Annotated in this window: 15 protein-coding genes and 1 tRNA gene; 6 read left to right on the top strand and 10 right to left on the bottom strand. The window is 69.0% G+C overall.

All coding sequences use genetic code 11. The features are described 5' to 3' along the window. Positions 1-529: 529 nt before the first annotated feature. From infA (ZRA01_RS12170) to ZRA01_RS12150, 5 genes are all read left to right on the top strand, one after another. Positions 530-799, top strand: coding sequence for a translation initiation factor IF-1 (infA, locus tag ZRA01_RS12170; RefSeq protein WP_141352548.1), 270 nt, complete (start codon positions 530-532; stop codon positions 797-799). Positions 800-967: 168 nt separating this feature from the next. Then, on the top strand, positions 968-1783 hold the full coding sequence (locus ZRA01_RS12165) for a class I SAM-dependent methyltransferase (protein WP_141352546.1): 816 nt from the start codon (positions 968-970) through the stop codon (positions 1781-1783). A gap of 242 nt (positions 1784-2025) precedes the next feature. Further along, a tRNA-Thr gene (locus tag ZRA01_RS12160) sits at positions 2026-2100 on the top strand. 126 nt (positions 2101-2226) lie between these two features. Then, positions 2227-2490 carry a translation initiation factor IF-1 gene (gene infA / locus ZRA01_RS12155; protein ID WP_141352544.1) on the top strand — a complete coding sequence of 88 codons (264 nt, stop codon included), beginning with the start codon at positions 2227-2229 and terminating at the stop codon, positions 2488-2490. 269 nt (positions 2491-2759) lie between these two features. Further along, entirely contained in the window at positions 2760-3944 is a 1185-nt protein-coding gene (locus tag ZRA01_RS12150; RefSeq protein WP_141352542.1) for an MFS transporter, read from the top strand. Between the two features lie 97 nt (positions 3945-4041). On the opposite strand, the gene ZRA01_RS12145 is transcribed toward ZRA01_RS12150, so the two are convergent. The 10 genes from ZRA01_RS12145 to ZRA01_RS12100 form a co-directional block, all read right to left on the bottom strand. Next, complete coding sequence (locus ZRA01_RS12145) at positions 4042-6042, bottom strand: protein kinase domain-containing protein (protein ID WP_141352540.1); 2001 nt, start codon at positions 6040-6042, stop codon at positions 4042-4044. A 13-nt stretch (positions 6043-6055) separates the two neighbouring features. Further along, positions 6056-6928 (bottom strand): Tll0287-like and HAMP domain-containing protein, encoded by an 873-nt coding sequence (locus ZRA01_RS12140; RefSeq protein ID WP_141352538.1) that lies wholly within the window; start codon positions 6926-6928, stop codon positions 6056-6058. 158 nt (positions 6929-7086) lie between these two features. Beyond that, complete coding sequence (locus tag ZRA01_RS12135) at positions 7087-8367, bottom strand: ATP-binding protein (protein WP_141352536.1); 1281 nt, start codon at positions 8365-8367, stop codon at positions 7087-7089. A gap of 39 nt (positions 8368-8406) precedes the next feature. Next, positions 8407-11769, bottom strand: a complete 3363-nt coding sequence (locus ZRA01_RS12130) for a CHASE domain-containing protein (protein ID WP_141352534.1) — start codon at positions 11767-11769, stop codon at positions 8407-8409. Between the two features lie 143 nt (positions 11770-11912). Beyond that, positions 11913-13481 (bottom strand): ATP-binding protein, encoded by a 1569-nt coding sequence (locus ZRA01_RS12125; protein WP_141352532.1) that lies wholly within the window; start codon positions 13479-13481, stop codon positions 11913-11915. Positions 13482-13620: 139 nt separating this feature from the next. Then, the gene (thiE, locus tag ZRA01_RS12120; protein ID WP_141352530.1) at positions 13621-14250 is read right to left on the bottom strand and encodes a thiamine phosphate synthase; all 630 of its coding nucleotides are present in this window, start codon (positions 14248-14250) and stop codon (positions 13621-13623) included. Continuing rightward, positions 14243-15076 carry a hydroxyethylthiazole kinase gene (gene thiM / locus ZRA01_RS12115; protein WP_141352528.1) on the bottom strand — a complete coding sequence of 278 codons (834 nt, stop codon included), beginning with the start codon at positions 15074-15076 and terminating at the stop codon, positions 14243-14245. Before thiM ends, thiE begins: the two co-directional genes overlap by 8 nt. 61 nt (positions 15077-15137) lie before the next feature. After that, the gene (locus ZRA01_RS12110; RefSeq protein WP_141352526.1) at positions 15138-15896 is read right to left on the bottom strand and encodes an SDR family oxidoreductase; all 759 of its coding nucleotides are present in this window, start codon (positions 15894-15896) and stop codon (positions 15138-15140) included. Between the two features lie 398 nt (positions 15897-16294). Next, positions 16295-16921, bottom strand: coding sequence for an oxidoreductase (locus tag ZRA01_RS12105; RefSeq protein WP_218028713.1), 627 nt, complete (start codon positions 16919-16921; stop codon positions 16295-16297). Between the two features lie 47 nt (positions 16922-16968). Next, positions 16969-17754: a PEP-CTERM sorting domain-containing protein gene (locus tag ZRA01_RS12100; protein WP_141352524.1), complete on the bottom strand. Its 786-nt coding sequence runs from the start codon at positions 17752-17754 to the stop codon at positions 16969-16971. 352 nt (positions 17755-18106) lie between these two features. Here ZRA01_RS12100 and ZRA01_RS12095 point away from each other — a divergent pair, with 352 nt between their 5' ends. Beyond that, on the top strand, positions 18107-19957 hold the full coding sequence (locus tag ZRA01_RS12095) for a bifunctional diguanylate cyclase/phosphodiesterase (protein ID WP_170182967.1): 1851 nt from the start codon (positions 18107-18109) through the stop codon (positions 19955-19957). Positions 19958-20001: the final 44 nt, after the last annotated feature.

Below are 20001 nucleotides of genomic sequence, written 5' to 3'. Positions count from 1 at the left end.
GGAAGGTCGGCCACGAGCTTTAGAGTCAAGCGCACAGGGCAGCGACCTCCGCGCGCGAATGCGCACCGACCAGCAAGCCGGGAATTACGCTATACTTCAAAAGCTAAGAGGTACCGAATGGGCGACCAGGGGTAAAAGTAAGGAGCAAAAATCTTCCGGTCGTGCTTCTGAAGAGCTCATAAAAGCTCCGACGAACGCAAAGACACACTCACCCTAGGGTGGCCTGTGCCTTTAGGGTAGGTTCACGCACAACTCCATGGCCGCGCACCTGCCGGCGCACTCCCAAGGAGCGCGCCAGACGCCCCACCGCGAGGCGCGTGTCAGCACAGCGCCCACCTCCTTCATCTTCGCCTGCGAGACTGCTCGCTGGCACACCCTTCACCGGCCCGCCGATCTTCGCGCCGACATCCAATCGCGACAGCCACCAATAGCTGGCCGCGAAACACCAGGCCCACCATGGCGGTGGCAGGCCGTGGCCGACGCACCCCAGACACGGGAAACCGCCGGCCAGCTCACCAGGAGCCCCATAATGGCCAAGGAAGAACTCATCGAAATGCAGGGCACGGTCACCGAAGTGCTGCCCGACGGTCGCTATCGCGTCACCCTCGAAAACGACCACACCCTGATCGCCTACGCTGGCGGCAAACTCAAGAAGAACCACATCCGCATCATCGCGGGCGACGCGATCACCCTCGAGATGTCCTCCTACGACTTCTCCAAGGGCCGCATCACCTTCCGGCACCTCCCGCCCCGCACCGGCAGCGCGCCGGCCCGCCCGGCCTTTCAGCGCCGCCGCTGAACCCAGCGCAGTGCAGCGAAAGCCCTTGCCGGAAACGCCAAGGGCTTTTTTACGCGCTGCACGGCCCTGCAGCGCTGCGTCCGGAGCACGCCGCCCACCCGCACCTTCGGGCGCGCAAGCACACTACAATGGGCCGCCGCGGCTCTGCCGCCCGACGGAACACGCCCCATGCGCAGCCTCAAGCACCTCCTTCTGCCCGCCCTGCTCTGCCTGCCCCTCCTGGGGCCCGCCCACGCCGCCGACAGCACGCTGCAGCACTGGCTCGACGGCACCCAGCGCAGCGAGGCCAACCGCACCCGGGACGCGGCACGCAAGCCCGCCGAGACGCTGGCCTTCTTCGGCCTCCAGCCCGGGCTCACGGTTATCGAGATCTGGCCCAGCGTCGGTGCCTGGTGGTTCGAAGTCCTCGCCCCCTACCTGCGTGACACCGGGCAGTACATCGCCGCCCTCCACGCCGGCGCCCACAACCCGCCTGCCGCCCGGGCCGAGCACGAAGCCATCGAGGGGCGCATCGCCCGCCAGCCCGCGCTCTACGGCAAGGTCCGCATCGCCCACAGCCCCGGCCTGCCGGACAGCGTCGCGCCCGACTCCGCCGACCTGCTGCTGACCTTCATGAACCTGCACAACTGGATCACCGACGGCAACGCCGACGAGGTGATCCAGGAATTCCACCGTGTGCTCAAGCCCGGCGGCGTGCTCGGCGTGGTGGACCACCGTGCCGACCCTGCCCGCCCGGCCGCCGAACAGCTCAAGGCCGGCTATCTGCGCGAGGACGACGTGATCGCCCTGGTCGAGAAGGCCGGCTTCCGGCTCGTCGCCCGGGCCGAGATTGCCGCCAACCCCCGGGACACCAAGGACCATCCCCAGGGCGTATGGACCCTTCCGCCCAGCCTGCGGCTGAAGGCGCTCGACCGCGAGCGTTACCTCAAGATCGGCGAGAGCGACAAGTTCACGCTCAAATTTGTAAAAATCGCCCCACAATGAGCCGCCTGGGCGAAAATCTTCACGGCGCAGGCCGGCTTTCCCCTTGACTTGCGGGGGCGGCTCGCTGAAAATGCGCGCCGGCATGTGTTTTAAGCCGCTTGATGGCCTCCCGGCAGCGACAGGGGCTACCCGGCGGTAGCCCAGAATTCAACACTCGGGCCGGCAGTCGTCGGCCTGATGTTATTTGATCCGAGCAGCGTCTATACGCCATCGCTGCAATACCGGATTCGACAAGCGTTTTCGCTCATGTAGCTCAGTGGCAGAGCACTCCCTTGGTAAGGGAGAGGTCGGCAGTTCAATCCTGCCCATGAGCACCACTTTCCGACGCGCCTGCGCTGGCGCGCAGATGCAACGAAACTTGGCCCACCCAAGCGGTGGCGGGCCATGGCCGGACCCTTCCCGATCAGCCCGGGACATCGCGGCCACCCTCAAGGAGCCCGAAGATGGCCAAAGAAGAACTCATCGAAATGCACGGCAGCGTGACCGAAGTGCTGCCCGACGGCCGCTACCGCGTCACCCTCGAAAACGGTCACAACCTGATCGCCTATGCGGGCGGCAAGCTCAAGAAGAACCACATCCGCATCATCGCCGGCGACGAGGTCACCCTCGAGATGTCGCCCTACGACCTCACCAAGGGCCGCATCACCTTCCGTCACCTGCCGGCCAAATCGGCTAACATGCCGCCGCCGCCTGCCCGCCGCTACTAAGACGGGCTCCCGCCCGCAGGGCACAAGGCCCGGACCAGACATGAAGCCCTTGCCATCGGCAAGGGCTTTTTGTTTGCCATGTCACGGCTGTCCGTCGAAACGCCTCAAACCGGCAATCGCCTTTGCAGACGCGGGATCATCCGCAGTCAGCCGGTAGCGCCGGGCCAGCCCTCCCGCTCAGCCTGCTCCCGCGAAGCGCATCGAAGGCGGGCCCCGGCAGACGTCACCGGCGACACCCGGAAACCACCTTCGCGCTTGCCGCCCACGCCATGCCCTCCGCCCCCACCTCCGATACCCGCCAGCTGCTGTTTCTGCTGACCCTGGCGGCCTTCGCCAGCTCAGCCTCGTTTCGCGTCTGCGATCCGATGCTGCCCCAGCTGGCGGGGCAGTTCGCCGCCTCCACCGCCGAGGTGGCACTGATCATCACCAGCTTCACGATCGCCTACGGCGCGATGCAGCTGGTCTACGGCCCCCTCGGCGAGCGCTTCGAGCGCTTCCGCATCGTCACCCGGGCCACCGCCCTGTGCGCCGTCGGCAGCCTCGGGGCCGCGCTGGCGCCCAGCCTCGAGATGCTCACCGCCTGCCGCATCCTGACCGGCGTGGCGGCGGCCGGCATCATCCCGATGTCGATGGCCACGGTGTCCGATCTCGTGCCGGCCGAGCAGCGCCAGGCGACCCTCGCCCGCCTCTTCTCGGGGCAGATTCTCGGCATGGTGTTCGGCCAGGTGCTGGGCGGCCTGTGCGTGGACTTCGGGCTCTGGCGGCTGGCCTTCGGGGTGCTCACCGGGCTGTACCTGCTGATAGCCTTTGCCCTCTGGCGCAAGGCCCACCTGGGGGCGACAACCCGCGGCGCGGCCGGCCCGGCTGGCAGCATGGCCAGCCTCTACCGGAGGGCCCTGGGAATGCTCCACGCCCGCGAGACACGGGGCGTGCTGGCCTGCTTTTTCGTGGAGGCGGTGCTGGTCTTCGGGGTGCTCGCCTTCCTGCCCCTCTACCTGCATGAGCGCTTCGGGCTGGCGCTGTCCCAGGCCACGCTGCCGCTGCTGCTGTACGGCGCGGGGGGCCTGCTGTTCTCCTTCGTGGCGGCGCGCCTGGGCCGGCGGATCAACCACTGGGCGTTTCCGGTGGGCGCGGCCGGGCTGGTGGCGCTGGCCAACGGTGTCGCCCTCTACGCCGGGCACCCGGGCTGGATCTTCGCCGCGGCGCTGCTCTCGGGCTTCGGCTATTACCAGCTGCACAGCGCCCTGCTGTTCCAGATCACCCAGCGCGCGCCGGAAGCCCGCAGCCTGGCCCTGGCCTTGTCCGTCTCACTGTTCTTCGTGGGGCAATCGGTGGGGGTCAGCGCAGCCGGCTGGCTGGTGGACCAGGGTCGGATCACACTTGTGTTCGCCATCGCGGCCCTGGGGATGCCGCTGCTGGGCGTCGCCGCAGGCCGCCAGATCAGGCCGGCCTGACCGGAGCCCGCCGGGAGCTCGAGGAAACGCAGGACCGCACCAAGTGCCTCTGCCCCCCGACGGGGGCGGGCTGGGCGGAGCCCGGCACTGGGAGCGCTCAGAAGCCGGCTTCGGCCATGAAGCGCCGGCGGTCGGCGTCCTTGTCGATGTGGCTGGCGAGGGCCCGGCACAGGGTGTCGAGGCTGTTGGCGTTGCGCGATTCGCGCCGCACCAGCACCTTGGCCATCGGCCCGATGTAGCGGGCGAACAGCTTCTCCATGCGGGCCAGGTCGGCGTCGGGGATCATGCCCGGCGCCGTGGTGGCCGGGCCGCTGCGGTTGGCGGCGAGGTCGGTGCGCATCTCGGTGGTGCCCGGTAGCGGCCGCGAGTCCATCGTCACCACCGCCGACAGGAAGGCCGTGCGGGGCTCCGACTCGGGGATCAGCGCGCCGAGCCGGCGGTGCAGGTCGAAGAGGTTCGCGGCCCGGGGCACCGTCCGGCGCACCAGCAGCCTGGCCATCGGGCCGATGTGCTGGGCCAGCACCCGCTCGGCGTGCTCGACGGCGGCGGCGTCGATGCCGGGTAGCGGCGCGTCCCCGCGGTCGACGGTGTCGGGGCCGCGCAGACCTGTGGTGATGCTCTCGCCGCTGTAGAGGTAGAGCTCGTGGTTGCGGGCCTGCGGGTCACGGTGCACGCCCAGGTAGCGGAAACGCTCGCCGACGCTGCGCCCCAGGTTCTGCATGACCTCGACGTAGGAGCGGCCGGCCAGCACCTGGCCGGGCTCGGAGAAACGCATGATGCGGAAGGCGATGGTGATGCCGTCGCCGAGGATGCGCGAACGCCCGTCCGGCCCCGGGTCGGGGGCCACCCGCACCGGGCCCAGGTTGATGCCCATATGCACGCCCAGGCCTTCGGCGGCGGCGATCTCGCCCAGCTGCACCGCGGCACGCAGGGCGTCTTCGGGGTCGCCCACGCAGCAGACGGCGCAACCCTCCTTGGTATTCACCACCAGACGCGCGGTAGGCGAGACATGGCCCAGCACCTGCCGCAGCAGGCGGGCGAGCAGCGCCCGGGCCTCCGAGCGGCTGGCACCCTTGTCGGCCGGCGTGGCCACGTCGGCGAACAGCACGGCACCGATGAAGGCGCGCGCCTCGTAGGCCGACAGGCCGAGGGGTAGCGGTTCGGAGCGGGGCGGCTCGGGTGGCGCCACCTCGCCCACCGGGCCGCCCAGGCAGGCGCGGCGGAAATCTGCGACTCGCCGCGGGCGGTCGTCCTCGTCGGGCTTGAGGGCCCAGTCGATGGCCCGCAGCAGCTCGATGTCGAAGACGTCCTTGTTGCCGATCTCGGCGGCCGTCGGCATGGTGTCTTCGCGCAGGCGGGCGAAGGCCTCCATCGGCCGGTTGCCGGTGACCATCCAGTACATCACGCCGGCCAGCGCGTAGAGGTCGGTCCATGGCCCCTGCTTGCCGTGGCGGTGGTACTGCTCGGCCGGGGCGAAACCCGGGGTGAGGACGGCGGTGAGCGCCTGGTCGGAGCCGTCGGCCTCGACCCGCCGGGCCGAGCCGAAGTCGAGCAGCACCGGCGAGCCGTCGGCACGTATGTAGATGTTCTCGGGCTTGATGTCGCGGTGCAGGAAGCCCGTGCCATGCACCACCTCGAGGCCATCGAGCAGCGGCCGCACGATGCGCAGCAGCATTGTCTTGTCGAGGGGCAGACGGCCCACCAGCCAGCGTTGCAGCGGCTGGCCGGTTTCGTAGTCCATCACCATGTAGGCGGTTTCGTTGGCGCGGAAATAGCGCAGCACCCGCACGATGCCCGGGTTGTGGAAGCTGGCCAGGGCCCGGCTCTCGAGCAGGAAGCGCTGCAGGCCGCGCTCGAAACGGCGGCTCACGTCCGGCGAGCGGGGCACCAGCGAGAACCCCGCCCCCCGGGTGACCAGGTTGCGGGGGGCGTATTCCTTGATCGCCACCCGGCAGTCGAGGTGGGTGTCGTGGGCCAGGTAGGTGATACCGAAGCCGCCGCCGCCGAGCACCCGCTCGATGCGGTATTCGTTCAGGGCGTAGCCGACGCGCAGCGCAAAGGCGTCGCGCTCGGCGGCCGGGTTCAGCGTTTCACTCATGGGGCGCCCCGGCTCACGAATCGATCATCTGCATGGCCTTCTCCAGGCTGCGACGCATCCGGTTGAAGGCATTCGCCAGCACTGCCACCTCGTCCTTGCCCTCTTCGGGGAACTCGGGCTGGTCGAAGTCGCCGGTGCTGATCTTGTCGGCAGCCGCCGACATGCGCGACACTGGCCCGATGATGAGCGAGGAGAGCATCAGGTTGAGCACCACGAAGACCGCACCGAACACCCCCGCCAGCGACACCATGAAGGTGCGGAAGGCCTGGTTGGCGTTTTCAAGCGGCACCGACATGGGCACCGAAACCACCTGCGCGCCCACCACCTCGTTGAGCTTCCAGCCGAAGCCGTTGGCGTTGCCGTACACCTTGATCATGCTCGGGGGCGCCACCCCCGGCGTGCTGTGGCAGGGCAGGCAGGCGGCCGTCTCGATGCGGATCGGGTGGGCGACGTACAGCGAGCGGCCGGTCGGCGTGTCACGCTGGCCGGTGATCTCCTTGCTGTCGGGGCGGTTGCGGAAGTTCTGGACCAGATCGACCTCCCAGTCCGACGCCCGGTCGCGGGGGTTGGTCGGGTTGAGGGTGGCTTCCTTGTAGTTGTAGTTGGGGTACTTCTTGCGCAGTTCGGCCAGGGTTTCGGTGGCCGCGTAAGCCGGCACCGTCTGGGGCAGGAACTGCTCATGCATGATCGGGTCGAGGTGCGGGCGCACCTGAGCAACGGTATAACCACGGATCGCCAGCGCCGCCTCCATGACCAGCCGCGCCTCGGCGAGCACCTGTTCGCGGGCGTGCCGGAAGAGCAGATCGTGGGAGATGTAACCCGCCACACCAAAGCCGGCAAGAAAGACCACCAGCAGAACCAGATTGAACTTGAGGCGCAAACCCATGAAAATCCCCCGAAAAGTGTCCAGCACACCCGAAACGGGTGACATTCTGGCACATTGCGGGGTTGTCTTGCGCTAGGACTTGCGCTTATTCAGTCCGGGAAACACCGTTCCGGGTAGCCCGGCCCTGCAATGCAGCACCGCGCCGGAGGGGCTGGCCGTCAAACGGCAGCCGCAGGGGGCTCGGTGTCGGCGTCGATGTCGAGCACCGGGTCGATGGGTAATGTCAGCGTGAACACCGTCCCCTTGCCCAGCTCGCTGTTCACCTCGATCTGCCCGCGATGGCGCTGGACGATCTCCCGCGACAGGGTGAGCCCCAACCCGGTGCCCTCGCCCACCGGCTTGGTGGTGTAGAAGGGCTCGAAAAGGCGGCGCAGGCCTTCCGGGGAGATGCCCTTGCCGGTGTCAGCGATGCTCACCTGAACCGAATCGTCGCCGACCCGCCCGGTGGTGACGGTGATCTCGCCCGAGCCCTCGATGGCCTGGGCGGCATTGACCACCAGGTTCATGAACACCTGGTTGAGCTGGGACGGGATGCAGTGGATCTGCGGCAGCTCGCCATAGCGCTTGACGAGGGTGCAGTGGTGCTTGAAGGTGCTGCGGGCGATGTTGAGCGTGGAATCCAGCCCGCCATGCAGATCGGCCCATTGCCAGCCTGACGCCCCGGCATGGGAGAAGCCCTTCATGTCGGCGACGATCTGGCGGACCCGCTCGACGCCCTCCTTTGATTCGGCGAGCAGATCGAGCACGTCCTCCTTCAAATAATCGTATTCCAGGCGCTGCATCAGGCCTCGCACTTCGGCGAGGCGCTGCTCCGCCGGGGCGCCGGATTCGGCGGCGCAGGCGTCGATGATGGAGAAGAGATCGTCAAGGTAGCGCCCGAGCGCCGCCAGGTTGGAGGCCACAAAACCGACCGGGTTGTTGATCTCGTGGGCGATGCCCGCCGACAGCTGGCCGATGGAGGCCATTTTTTCGGACTGCAGCAGCTGCTGCCGCGTGTTTTCGAGCTGCTCGGCACCCTGCTCGGCCACCCGCGCCATATGCTGGGCCTTGCGCCGCAGGCTCTCCCGGGCAGTCCGGGCGTCGATCTGGGCGCGGATGCGCGACAGGGCGACCGCTGCGCGGATAGGCTTGTGGATGAAATCGGCGGCGCCCAGCTCGAAACCGCGCTGCTCGGAGTCTTCGTCGTGCAGCGCGGTGACGAAGACCACCGGGATCGTCCGGGTCGCCTCGTCGGCCTGGAGGCGGCGCAGCACCTCGTAACCGTCCATCACCGGCATCATCACATCGAGCAGGATCAGGTCGGGGCGCGGGTCGCTGCCGGCGATGCGCAGGGCATCCTCGCCGGAGCTGGCCAGGCGCACCCGGTATTCGGGGCGCAGGAGCTCGCCCAGGGTGCGCAGGTTGGTGGCGTCGTCGTCGACGACAAGGATGACTTTCATGAGCAAATCATAACCCCGGCGCGGGGTTCAAGGAGTGAATCACGTCGCAGCCTCACAGGCGCGGGCCTCGGCGCGACGCAGCGACGCCCGCGCCGCATCAAAGCGGAGCTGCTCGATCAAGCGCCCGACCTCGTCGAACCCGCCGGCCAGCGGCGTGCCGGCAAGCAGGGCCTGCAGCTCGCGGAAGCGCACGAACACATCGAAGTCGTCCAGCGCGAGGAGCGTGTCCATCTGCTCCACCAGCTCGGCCAGCCGGGCCTGGTCCACCGCCTTCTCCGACGGCTTCGGCAGCCTGGGCGCCGCCCCCGCCGCCGGCAGCCAGCAGCCCAGCGCCGCCGCCAGCGGCTGCAGCATCACCGGCTTGGCGACAAAGGCATCCATGCCGGCCTCGAGGCACACATCCACGTTGCCGGCGAAGGCATTGGCGGTGAGGGCGATCACCGGCAGGCGCGGCCGTCCGTGCTCGGTCTCCCACTGGCGCAGCCAGCGGGTGGTGGCCAGCCCGTCGAGCTCCGGCATCTGGATGTCCATCAGGATCGCGTCGGGGGCATCGCCCGCCTGCAGGCGCTCGATGCACTGCAGGCCGTTGTTCACGCACACCGAAGCCACGCCGAGGGCGTTCAGCAGCGCCACCACCACCCGCTGGTTGATCAGGTTGTCCTCGACGACCATCACCCGCCCGCCCAGCCCGGCCACCGGCGCCTGGGGCACCTCGTCGGCCGGTTCGGGCAACGTGGTGGCGTCGGCGGCGGGCTCGACGCGCACCCGGAACCAGAAACGCGCGCCCTCGCCCGCGGCGCTGTCCAGCCCCACGCTGCCGCCCATCAGGCTGGCCAGGCTGCTGACGATGGACAGCCCGAGCCCGGTACCGCTGTACTGCCGGGTGGAGGTGTTGTCGGCCTGGGAGAACTGCTGGAACAGCAGATGCTGCTTGTCGACGGGCACACCGACGCCCGTATCGGTCACCGCAAACTCCAGCTCCACCAGGCCATCGGCCGCGCCCACCTGACGCCCCTCCACCCGGATGCTGCCCCGGTCGGTGAACTTCACCGCGTTGCCCACCAGGTTGGACAGCATCTGCACCAGGCGCTGCCGGTCGGCCAGGCAGCACAGGCCGGCCGGCCCCTGCCAGTTCACCTCGAAGGCGAGCCCCTTGCGGGTGGCCTGCTCCTCGAAGAGCTCACGCACCTCGGCCAGCAGGCTGGCCACATCCAGCACCGCGGGGCGCAGCTCGAGCTTGCCGGCCTCGACCTTCGAGAAGTCGAGGATGTCGTTGAGCAGGCCGAGCAGCAGCTTGCCCGACTTGAGGATGGTGTGCACGTACTCCCGCCGCTGGTCGTCGTCGAGGGCGGGGCGCAGCAGCAGCTGGGCCATGCCCAGGATGCCGTTCATCGGGGTGCGCAGCTCGTGGCTGACGATGGCCAGGAAGCGGCTCTTGGCGAGGCTGGCCTGCTCGGCCGACTCGCGGGCGGCGATCAGCCGGATCTCCTTGGAGATGTCCTGGATCACCTCCATGCGGGCATCCACCGCGCCGTAGGGGGCCGGCGTGGCGCGCACGATCACGTCTATCGTCGAGCCGTCCCGCCGCCGATGCCGGCACTGGGGCGGCGCATCCTCCGGCATCGGCCCGGCCGCCGGCGCGGCGTCGGGGGCCAGCACATCCGAGAGGCGCATCTGCAGGAACTCGTCCCGCGACCAGCCGTAGTGGGCCACCGCAAAGTCGTTGACCATCAGGAAGCGCAGGCTCTCCGCGTCGTACAGCCACACCGGCAACGGGCTGTCGTTGAAGAGGCGCTGGTAACGCTCCTCGCTGGCCTTCAGGGCATTGTTCTGGCGCTGGATGACCGCGGTCCGCCCGGTCATGCCGAGCATCAGGATCTGCAGCAGCAGGGTCAGCAGCAGGCCCACCACACCTAGGGCCCAGACCATGCCGGCCCGGTGTTCGTGGTGGTAGGCCCGGGTCGGATGGACCGCCAGCGTCCAGCCCCGGTCGCCCATCCGCAGCGTGGTCTGCCAACCCGGTGACTGATCGGCCATCGACGTATCGAAGCCGGGCGAGCGGTAGAGCACGCCCTGGCCCGCCGGGGCGCCGGGGTCGGTGAGCTGGAAGGTCAGCCCATCGGGGACACGGCCGTGGGTCGCGATGTCGACCATCTCGTCCACCTTCACCACCGACACGGCAAAGCCCAGCGGGCGCCGAGCCTCATCTCCGCCCCGAACGTCGCGCACCGGCAGGACCTCGAGGATGCCGACCCGCGGGCGGTTCTCCTGCACCAGCTGGATCGGCGAGGTGACCGCCACGCCCATAGAGGCCGTCGCGCGGCGCACCGCGTCCTGCCGGATCGGCTCGGAGGCGATGTCGAAACCCAGCGCCGGCCGGTTCGACGCCAGCGGCACGATGTAGCGCACCGCCACATACTCCGGGCGGGCGCCGGCCGCCACCAGCCTGCGCTCGCTGTCGCGCTCGGTGATGCGGAAGCTGCCGCCGGGCACCAGCCGGCCCATGGCCTGCTCGTAGGCCGGCCGATCGGCGGCCCGGACGATGTCGTTGAAGCTCAGCGCAAAGATGTCCGGGTCGTCGCGCAGCGTGATGCGCGTGAAATGCTCGAACTGCTGAAAGCTGAAATCGGGCGTCGCCTCGATGAAATTGCGCAGCGAGGCGAGCACCTCCCGGTGGGTCACCAGGCGGTCCGCGATCACCTTGGCCACGCCCTCGCCGTCGGCCTGCAGATGGTTCTTCTGGATCTGCTGCTCCCACTGGCTGACGCCAAAGAAGGCCAGCCCGACCAGCCCGAGGGTGAGCAGCATCGGCCCCACGAAACGCCGCCGGCGCTCGGCCCACAGGGGGCTGTGCCGATCGAGAAAGCACAGCGAAAGGGGCGCGAAGACGATCACCCCCAGCGCGTCGCCCACGTACCAGTTCCACCACGCGTAGGCGTATTCGACCGGGTCGATCACCCCGAGGCCATACAGGCCCGTGACCCCGACCGAGGCCGAGACCAGGCAGGCCAGCACGCCGCCCAGGAGCAGGAAACGCAGAGCATCGCGCTCACGGGTCAGCTCGCGCCAGCCCTCGCCGATCGAGCGCCGCACCAGCCACGCGCCGACGCCGGCCTGGAGCGCGCCCCCCAGCGCGGTGCTCAGCCCGACGCCAAGCGCCGTGGCCGGCGGCTGGCCGATCAGCAGCGCATGGGGCAGATTGAGCAACAGGGAGCCGAGGGCGACCCCCACCAGCCCCGTGCGCCCCATCCACAACACGCAGGCCAGCGCCACCCCGGCCGACGGAAAGACCGGGCTGGCAAAGCCGGGGGCGATGGCCAGCAACATGCTGAACGCACCGAGCAGCGCGTAAACAAGCGCAACCCGGATCACACCGCGCGGGGATATCTGACGTGGACGCATGGCAGGCAAGGCTCCGGCCAAGCCAATGCGTAGCGGCAAACGAGCACGCCTCGAACAGACCAGGCTTCTATTTAAATTGACAAATTTATTATATACATCAAAACGATATTTCGTGACACATTCTGACAGATGCCGAAGGTATTTCACTCGCCCCGTGAACTAGTTCTCACAGGCAGACAAACCCGAAAACAGCTGCCCTGCCCCGGCTCGCTCCTCACCTCGATGCGTCCGCCGTGCTTGCGTACGATGTCATAGGAGATCGACAGCCCCAGTCCCGTCCCCTTGCCCACCGGCTTGGTGGTGTAGAAGGGGTCGAAGATATGCTTCTGCACCTCGGGGGGCATCCCGCTGCCGCTGTCCTCCACCTCGATCCACACCCACTCGGCGTCGTGGCCGGTGCGCACTGTGATCACGCCCCGCTCGGCGATGGCGTGGGCCGCGTTGACCAGCAGGTTCATCACCACCTGGTTGATCTGCGCCGGCAGGCAGGCCACGCGGGGCAACGACGGGTCGTAGGCGCGCACCACCTCGGCCTTGTACTTCAGCTCGTTCCACACCACGTTGAGGGTGCATTCGATGCCCGCGTTGAGGTCGGCGTCCTGCCACTGGGCCTGGTCCACCCGCGAGAAATCCTTGAGGTCGGAGACGATCTTGCGCACCCGCTCGAGCCCATCGCGGGATTCGCGGATCAGGTCCGCCAGGTCGGTCTTGAGGTAATCGAAATCGGCGGCGGCGAAATCCGCCTCGGTCGCCCGCCCGGCCCGGCAAGCCTCGAGGAGCGCAATCATCTCCTCGCTGTAAGACTTCAGCGTGCCCAGGTTGGAGCCGACAAAACCCACCGGGTTGTTGATCTCGTGGGCCACCCCGGCCGCCAGCACGCCGATCGAGGCCATCTTCTCGGACTGCAGCAGCTGGCCGTGGGCCTCCTCCAGCTCGGCCATCTTGCCGGCCAGTTCGAGCCAGCGCCGACGCAGCAGCTCAAGCAGGCCCCAGCCGATCACCACCACCACCATGAAAGCCGCCCCGTGGGCCAGCGCCGACTGGCGGATGGCCTCCGCCGAAGCTGCCTCGATGGGCGCATGGCGCTGGGAGACGCTGAGGCCACCGCGGATGTCCCCGACCTTGTAACCCTGCTTCTCGTGGCAGGAGAGACAGCTCTCCCGCACGATCAGGGGCGCCATGTAGCGCAGCTCGGGGCCGTCGGGCCCGGCCTCGATGGAGGTGGCCTCCCGTGCGCCCCGCTCGAAAGCCTGGAGGGACTTCACCTCCCAGGGGTCGGCCCGATTGGCAGGCTGAACCGGGTGCAAGCTGGTGAGGTGAAAGGACACCCCGCCGTCCTCGGTGGACATGTTGCCGATCAGCCGCGTCATGTAGGCCGGGTTGATCATCGTCAGCGCGACCCCGTCGGTAGTCGTCACGTCGCGGCGGGGGTGTTCGAGGTAGCGATTGGGCTGGGTCTGGGACGTTACCGGCACATAGACGCCGCCGTGGCTGGCGTTCCAGTTGCGGGCGAGCATCACCATGCGGAACATGTTGCGGGCACCTTCGAGGGCCACCTCGACGGATTGCTCGGAGATCCGGGTCACCTGCATCTGCAGCGACAGGGCCACCAGCAGCCCCCACAGCACCACGGGCAGCAGCCACCAGCGACGATCCTGGATCAGCCGGGGGATCTGGCGGGTGGTGGCGCGGGGCGGCAAAGCATCGGTCATGGCAGCACAAAAAGAGCGGCAGCCGAACGCCGCCGAACGAGCGGTTAACGGCAGCACGCAGCGCCCCCTGAAGCGCTTTGCCCCTCAACCCCGGCACACCACAGGTGACGGGGTTGCGCGCAGCCCCGGCGCGGCGCCCTCAGCCCATGCGCGCGCTGAGCAGCCGCGCGGCCGCAGCGGGATCGGCCGCCGCACACAGCGCGCTGACCACCGCCAGGCCGTCGGCGCCGGCCGCCAGCACCGCCGCCGCGTTACCCGCGTGGATGCCGCCGATGGCCACCAGCGGGCGGGCCGTGCGCGCCCGGATCGCCGCCAGCCCGGCCAGGCCCAGGGCCGGCGCGGCGTCGGCCTTGGTGGCGGTGGAGAACACCGGGCTGACGCCGTAGTAATCCACCGGCGCCGCCTCGGCGGCCTCGAGCTGGGCCAGGGACTCCACCGACAGGCCGATCAGCGCGCCGGGCATCAGCCGGCGCACGTCGGCGGGGGCCATGTCGCTCTGCCCCACATGCACGCCGTCGGCGCCGCTGGCCAGGGCCACGTCCACCCGGTCGTTGATGATCAGCGGCACGCCGCGGGGCGCCAGCCAGGCCTTGAGCGCCCGCGCCCGCTCGACGAAGGCGCGGGTTTCCAGCTGCTTCTCGCGCAGCTGCACGCAGCTCACGCCACCGGCCACCGCCGCCTCGACCACCGCCAGTACGCCGCGCTCTCCGCACAGGGCACTGTCGGTGACGAGGTGCAGGCGCAGGGTCTCGACGAGGCGTTCACGCATCGACGACCATCCTCAGGCGGCCGGTGAAGGACGCCTCGTCGAGCAGCTGCAGCCCGTCGAGCAGCTCGATCTGCAGCCGCCCGACCCCGGCCCCCGCCGCCTGGACGCGCTCGACGGCCAGCTCGCCGACCACTCCCAGCACCGCCATCGCAGCCACCGTGGCCCGCCACGGGTCGGGCTGCACCGCGGCGAAGGCGCCCACCAGCGCGCTTGCCGAACAGCCCACGCCGGTGACCCGGGTCATCCACGGGTGGCCGTTGGAGAGCACCGCGCGGCGGCCGGCGGCATCCACGATCAGGTCGTCGGCGCCGCTCACGCACACCACGGCACCCAGCTGCCGGGCCAGCGCCGCGGCGGCGTCGCTGGCGTCGGCGGTACTCGCTGCGCTGTCGACGCCCCGGGTGGCCGCGGCCAGGCCGGCCACGCTCATGATCTCGGAGGCGTTGCCGCGCAGGATGCCCGGCGCGCCGGCGCGGATCAGCTCGGCCAGCGCCGCGTTGCGGTAGGGCGTGGCGCCGGCGCCCACCGGGTCGAGCACTACCGGGATGCCCCGCGCCCGGGCGGCCTGCAGGGCCACCTGCATCGCACTGATCCAGGCGGGCTCGAGGGTGCCGATGTTGAGCACCAGGACCTGGGCGATGCCGACCATGTCGCGCACCTCCTCGTGGGCGTGGGCCATCACCGGCGAGGCGCCGACCGCCAGCAGCGCGTTGGCGTTGAAGTTCATCACCACCAGGTTGGTGATGCTATGCACCAGCGGCGCGTGCGTGCGCACGGCCTGCAGGTCGGCCCACAGGGCGCGGGCGTCGAGGGGGGTGGAACTCATCGCAACAGACTCCTCGCCGGCAACCGGCGTCAACCAAAGCCCGCAAGGCTACACCAGGCGCTCACTCCCGGTGGATCGCGAAGCCGGCCCAGGTCTGGCTCACCGGCATGATCTCGAGGTTGTTGATGTTGAGGTGGGCCGGCTGGTTCATCAGCCAGAAGATCGTCTCGGCGATGTCCTCGGGCTGCACCGGCTTGGCGCCGGCATAGGTGGCGTCGTAGCGGGCCTGGTCGCCACCGAAGCGTACCAGCGTGAACTCGCTCTCGCAGAGGCCCGGCTCCAGGTCGGTGACGCGCACCCCGGTGCCGGCCAGGTCGCAGCGCAGGCCCAGCGAGAACTGGCGCACGAAGGCCTTGGTGCCGCCATACACGTTGCCGCCCGGGTAGGGCCAGTTGCCCGCCACCGAGCCCACATTGACGATGCTGGCCCCTGCGCCGTGGGCGATCAGCCGCGGCAGCAGCATTCGCGTGGTGTACATCAGGCCCTTGATGTTGGTGTCCACCATCGTCTCCCACTGGTCCAGGTCGCAGCCCTGGGCGGGGTTGATGCCGAGGGCCAGACCGGCGTTGTTGACGAGGCCGCGCAGGGTGGCGAAGTCGGCGGGCAGGCCGTCGATGGCGGCCTGCATGGCGGCGCGGTCGCGCACGTCCACGGCCAGCGGCAGCACCGAGGTGGTGGCCGACAGCTCGGCGGCCAGCGCCTCCAGGCGGTCCTGGCGGCGGCCGGTGATGACCAGTTTCCAGCCAGCGGCGGCAAAGCGCCGCGCGCAGGCCTCGCCGAAACCCGAGGTAGTGCCGGTGATGAACAGGGTGGGCTGCATGATGTCTCCTCTCGATGGAAAGCCGCGCGGCGTGAGGCACGGTGAAAGCGTGGATTCTGCTTGTTCGCCCCGCCTGGATAAATAGGCTGGGCACTGCAACACTATTCAGCCGGGTCGAACAATCGTCGGCGCACCTGCACGTGGCGCCCGTCGTGGCGGCGCCTCACCAGCGGCGAGGCGACATCGGCGGCACGCCGCTGGCCTCAGGGTGCGTGGCGCGGGTGCGCTCGTGGCAGCAGCCGGGGTAAGGTGTCCAACGGAAGCCGCCATCGGATGCACCCGGGCGCTCGCCTGGGCTACGGGCGTCGACGGGCTGGCCGGCCTGCCCGACGCCCTCACCCTGCGGCGGCCGACTGCTTCGGCGGCAGCCTGTCGATGCCTCGCGAGCGCTGCGGCGTTCAGACGTTCGGCCGGTATTTCTCCAGCCAGTGGGCGTAGGGTGCGGGCAGCACCCAGGAGGCCTTCTCTTCACTCAGCTGCAGGGCGGCATGGTAGGGCCAGTGGGGGTTGGCCAAGTGGGCGCGGCCGACCATCACGAGATCCATCAGCCCGTCGGCAAGCACCCGGTCGGCCGTCGCCGGGGCGTCGATGCCCCACGATGACGCCACCGGCAGGCCGCTCTCCCGGCGCACCCGCCCGGCCACCGGGGCCAGGAAGGCCGGGCCCCAGGGAATGCGGCTGTCGGGGATCGTGAAGCCGACGCTGACGCTGAGCAGGTCGAGCCCGCCGCGGCGGAAGGCGCGGGCGAGCTGGATGGATTCGGCCAGCGTCTCCTCGTCCCGGCCGTCGTATTCGATGACGCCGAAGCGGGCGGTGAGGGGCAGCCGCTCGGGCCACTCACGGCGCACCGCCGCCAGGGTCTCGAGCAGGAAGCGGCTGCGCCCTGCGAAGTCGCCGCCGTAGGCGTCGGTGCGCCGGTTGGCGTGGGCCGAGAAAAAGCTCTGGCCCAGGTAGCCGTGGGCGAAGTGCAGCTCGAGCCATTCGAAGCCGGCCTCCCGGGCGCGCCGGGCGGCGGCGATGGGCAAAAAAACGGGAGCCTCGGCTCCCGTCGCTGGCCAGCAGCAAACGCGTGTCAGGCCCTGCGGCGACGCGCGGCCAGCAGGCCCACGAGGCCGAGGCCGAAGAGGCCCACGGAGGCCGGCTCGGGCACGTGGTTCAGCGGGGTGCACTGCGGGTCGGTGGGGTTGGCGACGCAGAACGCGACGGCGGTCTCCTGGACACCCACGGTGAAGCCGTTCCAGCCCTCGTTGCTCAGGCTGCGCCAGCTGACCGTGTCGAAGGTGCCGGTGAAGCGCAGGGTGCCGTGGGGCTCGCCGGTGCCGAGCAGCTGGTATTCGGTCTTGCCGTTCACCGTCACGATGTTCTTGTACGAGGTGCCGCAGCCCCAGTAGCCGCAGGCATTGCCGTCGGACGCATCGCCGAAGCTGAGGATGTCGAAATCCTGGTCGAAGCCATAGCCGTTGCCGTTGAGGCTGACGAAGGCAAACACCGGATTGGCGATGGCCTGGGAGAACACCAGCGACTGGGTGCCGGCATATTGCAGCGCGACGATGTCGGCCGTCGGCGGCCGGTTGTCCACCTGGGCGCTGGTGTAGGGCGAGGTGCCGGCGGGGCCGTCGCTGCCGTTGCTGTAGTAATAGGTGCCACCGGCGGCCTGGTAGAAGGCGATGCCCCTGGCGTTGGTGTAAGTGACATTTACGGTTGAGGTGGGCGTGGTGATCGTCCCGCTGCCGATGAAGCCGACGCCGGGGTCTTGATCGCTACCAGTCCAGTCCATCCAGTAAATGGGGGCTGCCGAAGCGCCACCCGCCAGGAGGGCCAGGGTCAGGGCGCAGCTGATTTTGAGAGACGACTTCATTGTTGGCTCCTCGCAGGGTATTGCTGGATCGGTGAAATATTCGGCAAGTGCAGCGAGATCCGTGCCAATTTTCTCAACACATCAAAAAATCCATAAAAAACAAAAAGATGTCAAAAACGGGATTTTTACATCGCCGCCAAACAGTGGAGATCTGTAAAAAATCTCGACACCCCGCCATTTTTTTGCAGTACAAAAACCTAAACACAGGGAAAAACCACGCTCGCGCCACGCCCACCCGGATCCACGACACCGCAAACCGCACGCACTGCCTCACTTCAGGCAAACTGGTGGAAAAAAGGCGGCCCCGATGCCCATCCAGGCGCCATCAACCAAGACGTCTGACGAGGGAGGCATGGACTCGCGGCTTTTTCTTTCCCGGACCTTCCACCGCATCCTCGAGCACCCCCTCGGCCTCGTGCGGCTGATCATCGTGCTCACCAGCATCCTGGCCTTCGGGGTGGTGGCCTACGACCTCGTCACCGACCGGCAGCGCACCGAGCAGGCGGCGCTCGACTCCGCCCGCCAGCAGGCCCTGGTCCAGTCGCGGGCAGCCGCCGAGATGGTGCAGGCCTCCCTCGACCGTTTCGACTTCGCCCTGCAGACCGCCCGCGAGGCGGCCATCGCCGGCCCCGGCGCCATGGCGTTCCAGGAACAGGTGATCGCCCGCACCCTGCCCTCGAACCTGGCCCTGCAGCAGTTTCGCATCGGGGCCGACGGCTATCTCGAGTACTCGTCCCTGGGGCCGGCCCCGCACAACTATCTGGGCGACCGGGATTACTTCAAGGAGCTCGCCGCCGACAAGGCCGACCGACTGGTCGTCAGCCCTCCCGTGCTGGGCCGGCTCACCAAAAAATGGAGCATCCAGGTCGCCCGGGCGATCCAGCGCGACGGCCGCTTCGACGGCGTCGTCGCGATTGCCGTGTCGCCCGAGGAATGGGCGAAGCAGCTGGCCAGCTTCGAGGCCGGCCCGCGCGACACCCTGACCCTTGTGGACGCCCGCGGGCACGTGCTGCTGCGGACCCTCGACGGCGCCTCGCACTTCGGCAAACAGGCGCCCCAGAAACGCGAGTACATCCTGCACCCGGAACAGCGGGAGGGGCACTACGTGGCCCACGCCTCGGTGGATGGCGTCCTGCGCGTGTATGGCTGGACGCGCCTGCGCAACCCCGAGCTGGTGATGCTGTCGGGGATCGCCCTTGAAGACGCCCTCGCCCCGGTGCGTGAGATGAGCAACCGGATGCGAATGCGCGCCGTGGTATCCGCCGTCCTGTTCACGGCGCTGATCGGCGCGCTGCTGCTGGCGCTCGCCCGCTACGAGGGCGCCGGGCGCCGGCTCGCCCAACAAGAGGCGCACTCCCGCCACATCGTCGAGCACATGGCCGATGGCATCGTGGTGGTCGATGCAGACGAGCGCATCGTGCGGGTCAATCCGGCCTTCTGCGCCATCACCGGCTTCAGCCCGGGCGCCCTCGAGGGGCAGCCCGTCTCCAGCCTTTGCGCCGACGGCGAACCGTGCGAGCTGGGCAGGCTGGTCAGCCAGACCGGCAGCGGCCACTGGTCCGGGGATTTCGATGGCCAGCGCGCCGACGGGAGCCACTACATCGGCCACGCGGTGATCTCCGCGGTGGCCGACAGCGACGAGCACCAGGTGCGCCGCGTGGTGCTGCTCTCCGACGTCACCGAGCTGCGCCGCAAGGACAGGGAGATGTGGCACCAGGCCAACTTCGACCGCCTCACCGGCCTGCCCAACCGGGCCCTGCTGGCCGACCGCATCGACGGCATGCTGCGCCGCGCCCGCCGCAACCACACCGAGGTGGCGGTGCTCTTCATCGATCTGGATGACTTCAAGCCGGTCAACGACGACTTCGGCCACGACGTGGGCGACCTGCTGCTCCGCGAGGTGGCGGGCCGCCTGCGGCGCCTGTTCCGCGACGAAGACACCGTCTCGCGCCTGGGCGGCGACGAGTTCGTCGTGGCGATGCACACGGAGCCAAACTCCGGTCTCAGCCAGAACGCCGCCGGCAAGATCGTGGCCAGCCTGTCGGAACCCTTTCAGGTGGCCGGCCGCAGCCTGACGATCTCCTGCAGCGTCGGCATCGCCCGCTTCCCGGACGACGGCGACACGGCCGACAGCCTCATCCAGTACGCCGACCACGCCATGTACCGCGCCAAGAAGCAGGGCCGGGCGCGCTGGAGCCTGTAAGCGCCCCCGGGGCCAGGCTCCCCCCCGTGGGGGTCAAGGAAACT

The sequence above is a fragment of the Zoogloea ramigera genome (assembly GCF_006539865.1).
Taxonomy (GTDB): Bacteria; Pseudomonadota; Gammaproteobacteria; order Burkholderiales; family Rhodocyclaceae; genus Zoogloea; species Zoogloea ramigera.
The sequence above is the reverse complement of the archived record's forward strand: the minus strand, read 5'-3'. Positions and strand labels throughout refer to the sequence as shown.

What these genes read in the sequence shown, in the direction of transcription:
- infA (WP_141352548.1), top strand. Translation starts at nt 530, where the DNA reads ATGGCCAAGGAAGAACTCATCGAAATGCAGGGCACGGTCACCGAAGTG.
- ZRA01_RS12135 (WP_141352536.1), bottom strand. Translation starts at nt 8,367, where the DNA reads ATGAAAGTCATCCTTGTCGTCGACGACGACGCCACCAACCTGCGCACC.
- ZRA01_RS12165 (WP_141352546.1), top strand. Translation starts at nt 968, where the DNA reads ATGCGCAGCCTCAAGCACCTCCTTCTGCCCGCCCTGCTCTGCCTGCCC.
- ZRA01_RS12125 (WP_141352532.1), bottom strand. Translation starts at nt 13,481, where the DNA reads ATGACCGATGCTTTGCCGCCCCGCGCCACCACCCGCCAGATCCCCCGG.
- ZRA01_RS12110 (WP_141352526.1), bottom strand. Translation starts at nt 15,896, where the DNA reads ATGCAGCCCACCCTGTTCATCACCGGCACTACCTCGGGTTTCGGCGAG.
- ZRA01_RS12130 (WP_141352534.1), bottom strand. Translation starts at nt 11,769, where the DNA reads ATGCGTCCACGTCAGATATCCCCGCGCGGTGTGATCCGGGTTGCGCTT.
- thiE (WP_141352530.1), bottom strand. Translation starts at nt 14,250, where the DNA reads ATGCGTGAACGCCTCGTCGAGACCCTGCGCCTGCACCTCGTCACCGAC.
- ZRA01_RS12145 (WP_141352540.1), bottom strand. Translation starts at nt 6,042, where the DNA reads ATGAGTGAAACGCTGAACCCGGCCGCCGAGCGCGACGCCTTTGCGCTG.
- ZRA01_RS12150 (WP_141352542.1), top strand. Translation starts at nt 2,760, where the DNA reads ATGCCCTCCGCCCCCACCTCCGATACCCGCCAGCTGCTGTTTCTGCTG.
- ZRA01_RS12140 (WP_141352538.1), bottom strand. Translation starts at nt 6,928, where the DNA reads ATGGGTTTGCGCCTCAAGTTCAATCTGGTTCTGCTGGTGGTCTTTCTT.
- thiM (WP_141352528.1), bottom strand. Translation starts at nt 15,076, where the DNA reads ATGAGTTCCACCCCCCTCGACGCCCGCGCCCTGTGGGCCGACCTGCAG.
- ZRA01_RS12100 (WP_141352524.1), bottom strand. Translation starts at nt 17,754, where the DNA reads ATGAAGTCGTCTCTCAAAATCAGCTGCGCCCTGACCCTGGCCCTCCTG.
- infA (WP_141352544.1), top strand. Translation starts at nt 2,227, where the DNA reads ATGGCCAAAGAAGAACTCATCGAAATGCACGGCAGCGTGACCGAAGTG.
- ZRA01_RS12095 (WP_170182967.1), top strand. Translation starts at nt 18,107, where the DNA reads ATGGACTCGCGGCTTTTTCTTTCCCGGACCTTCCACCGCATCCTCGAG.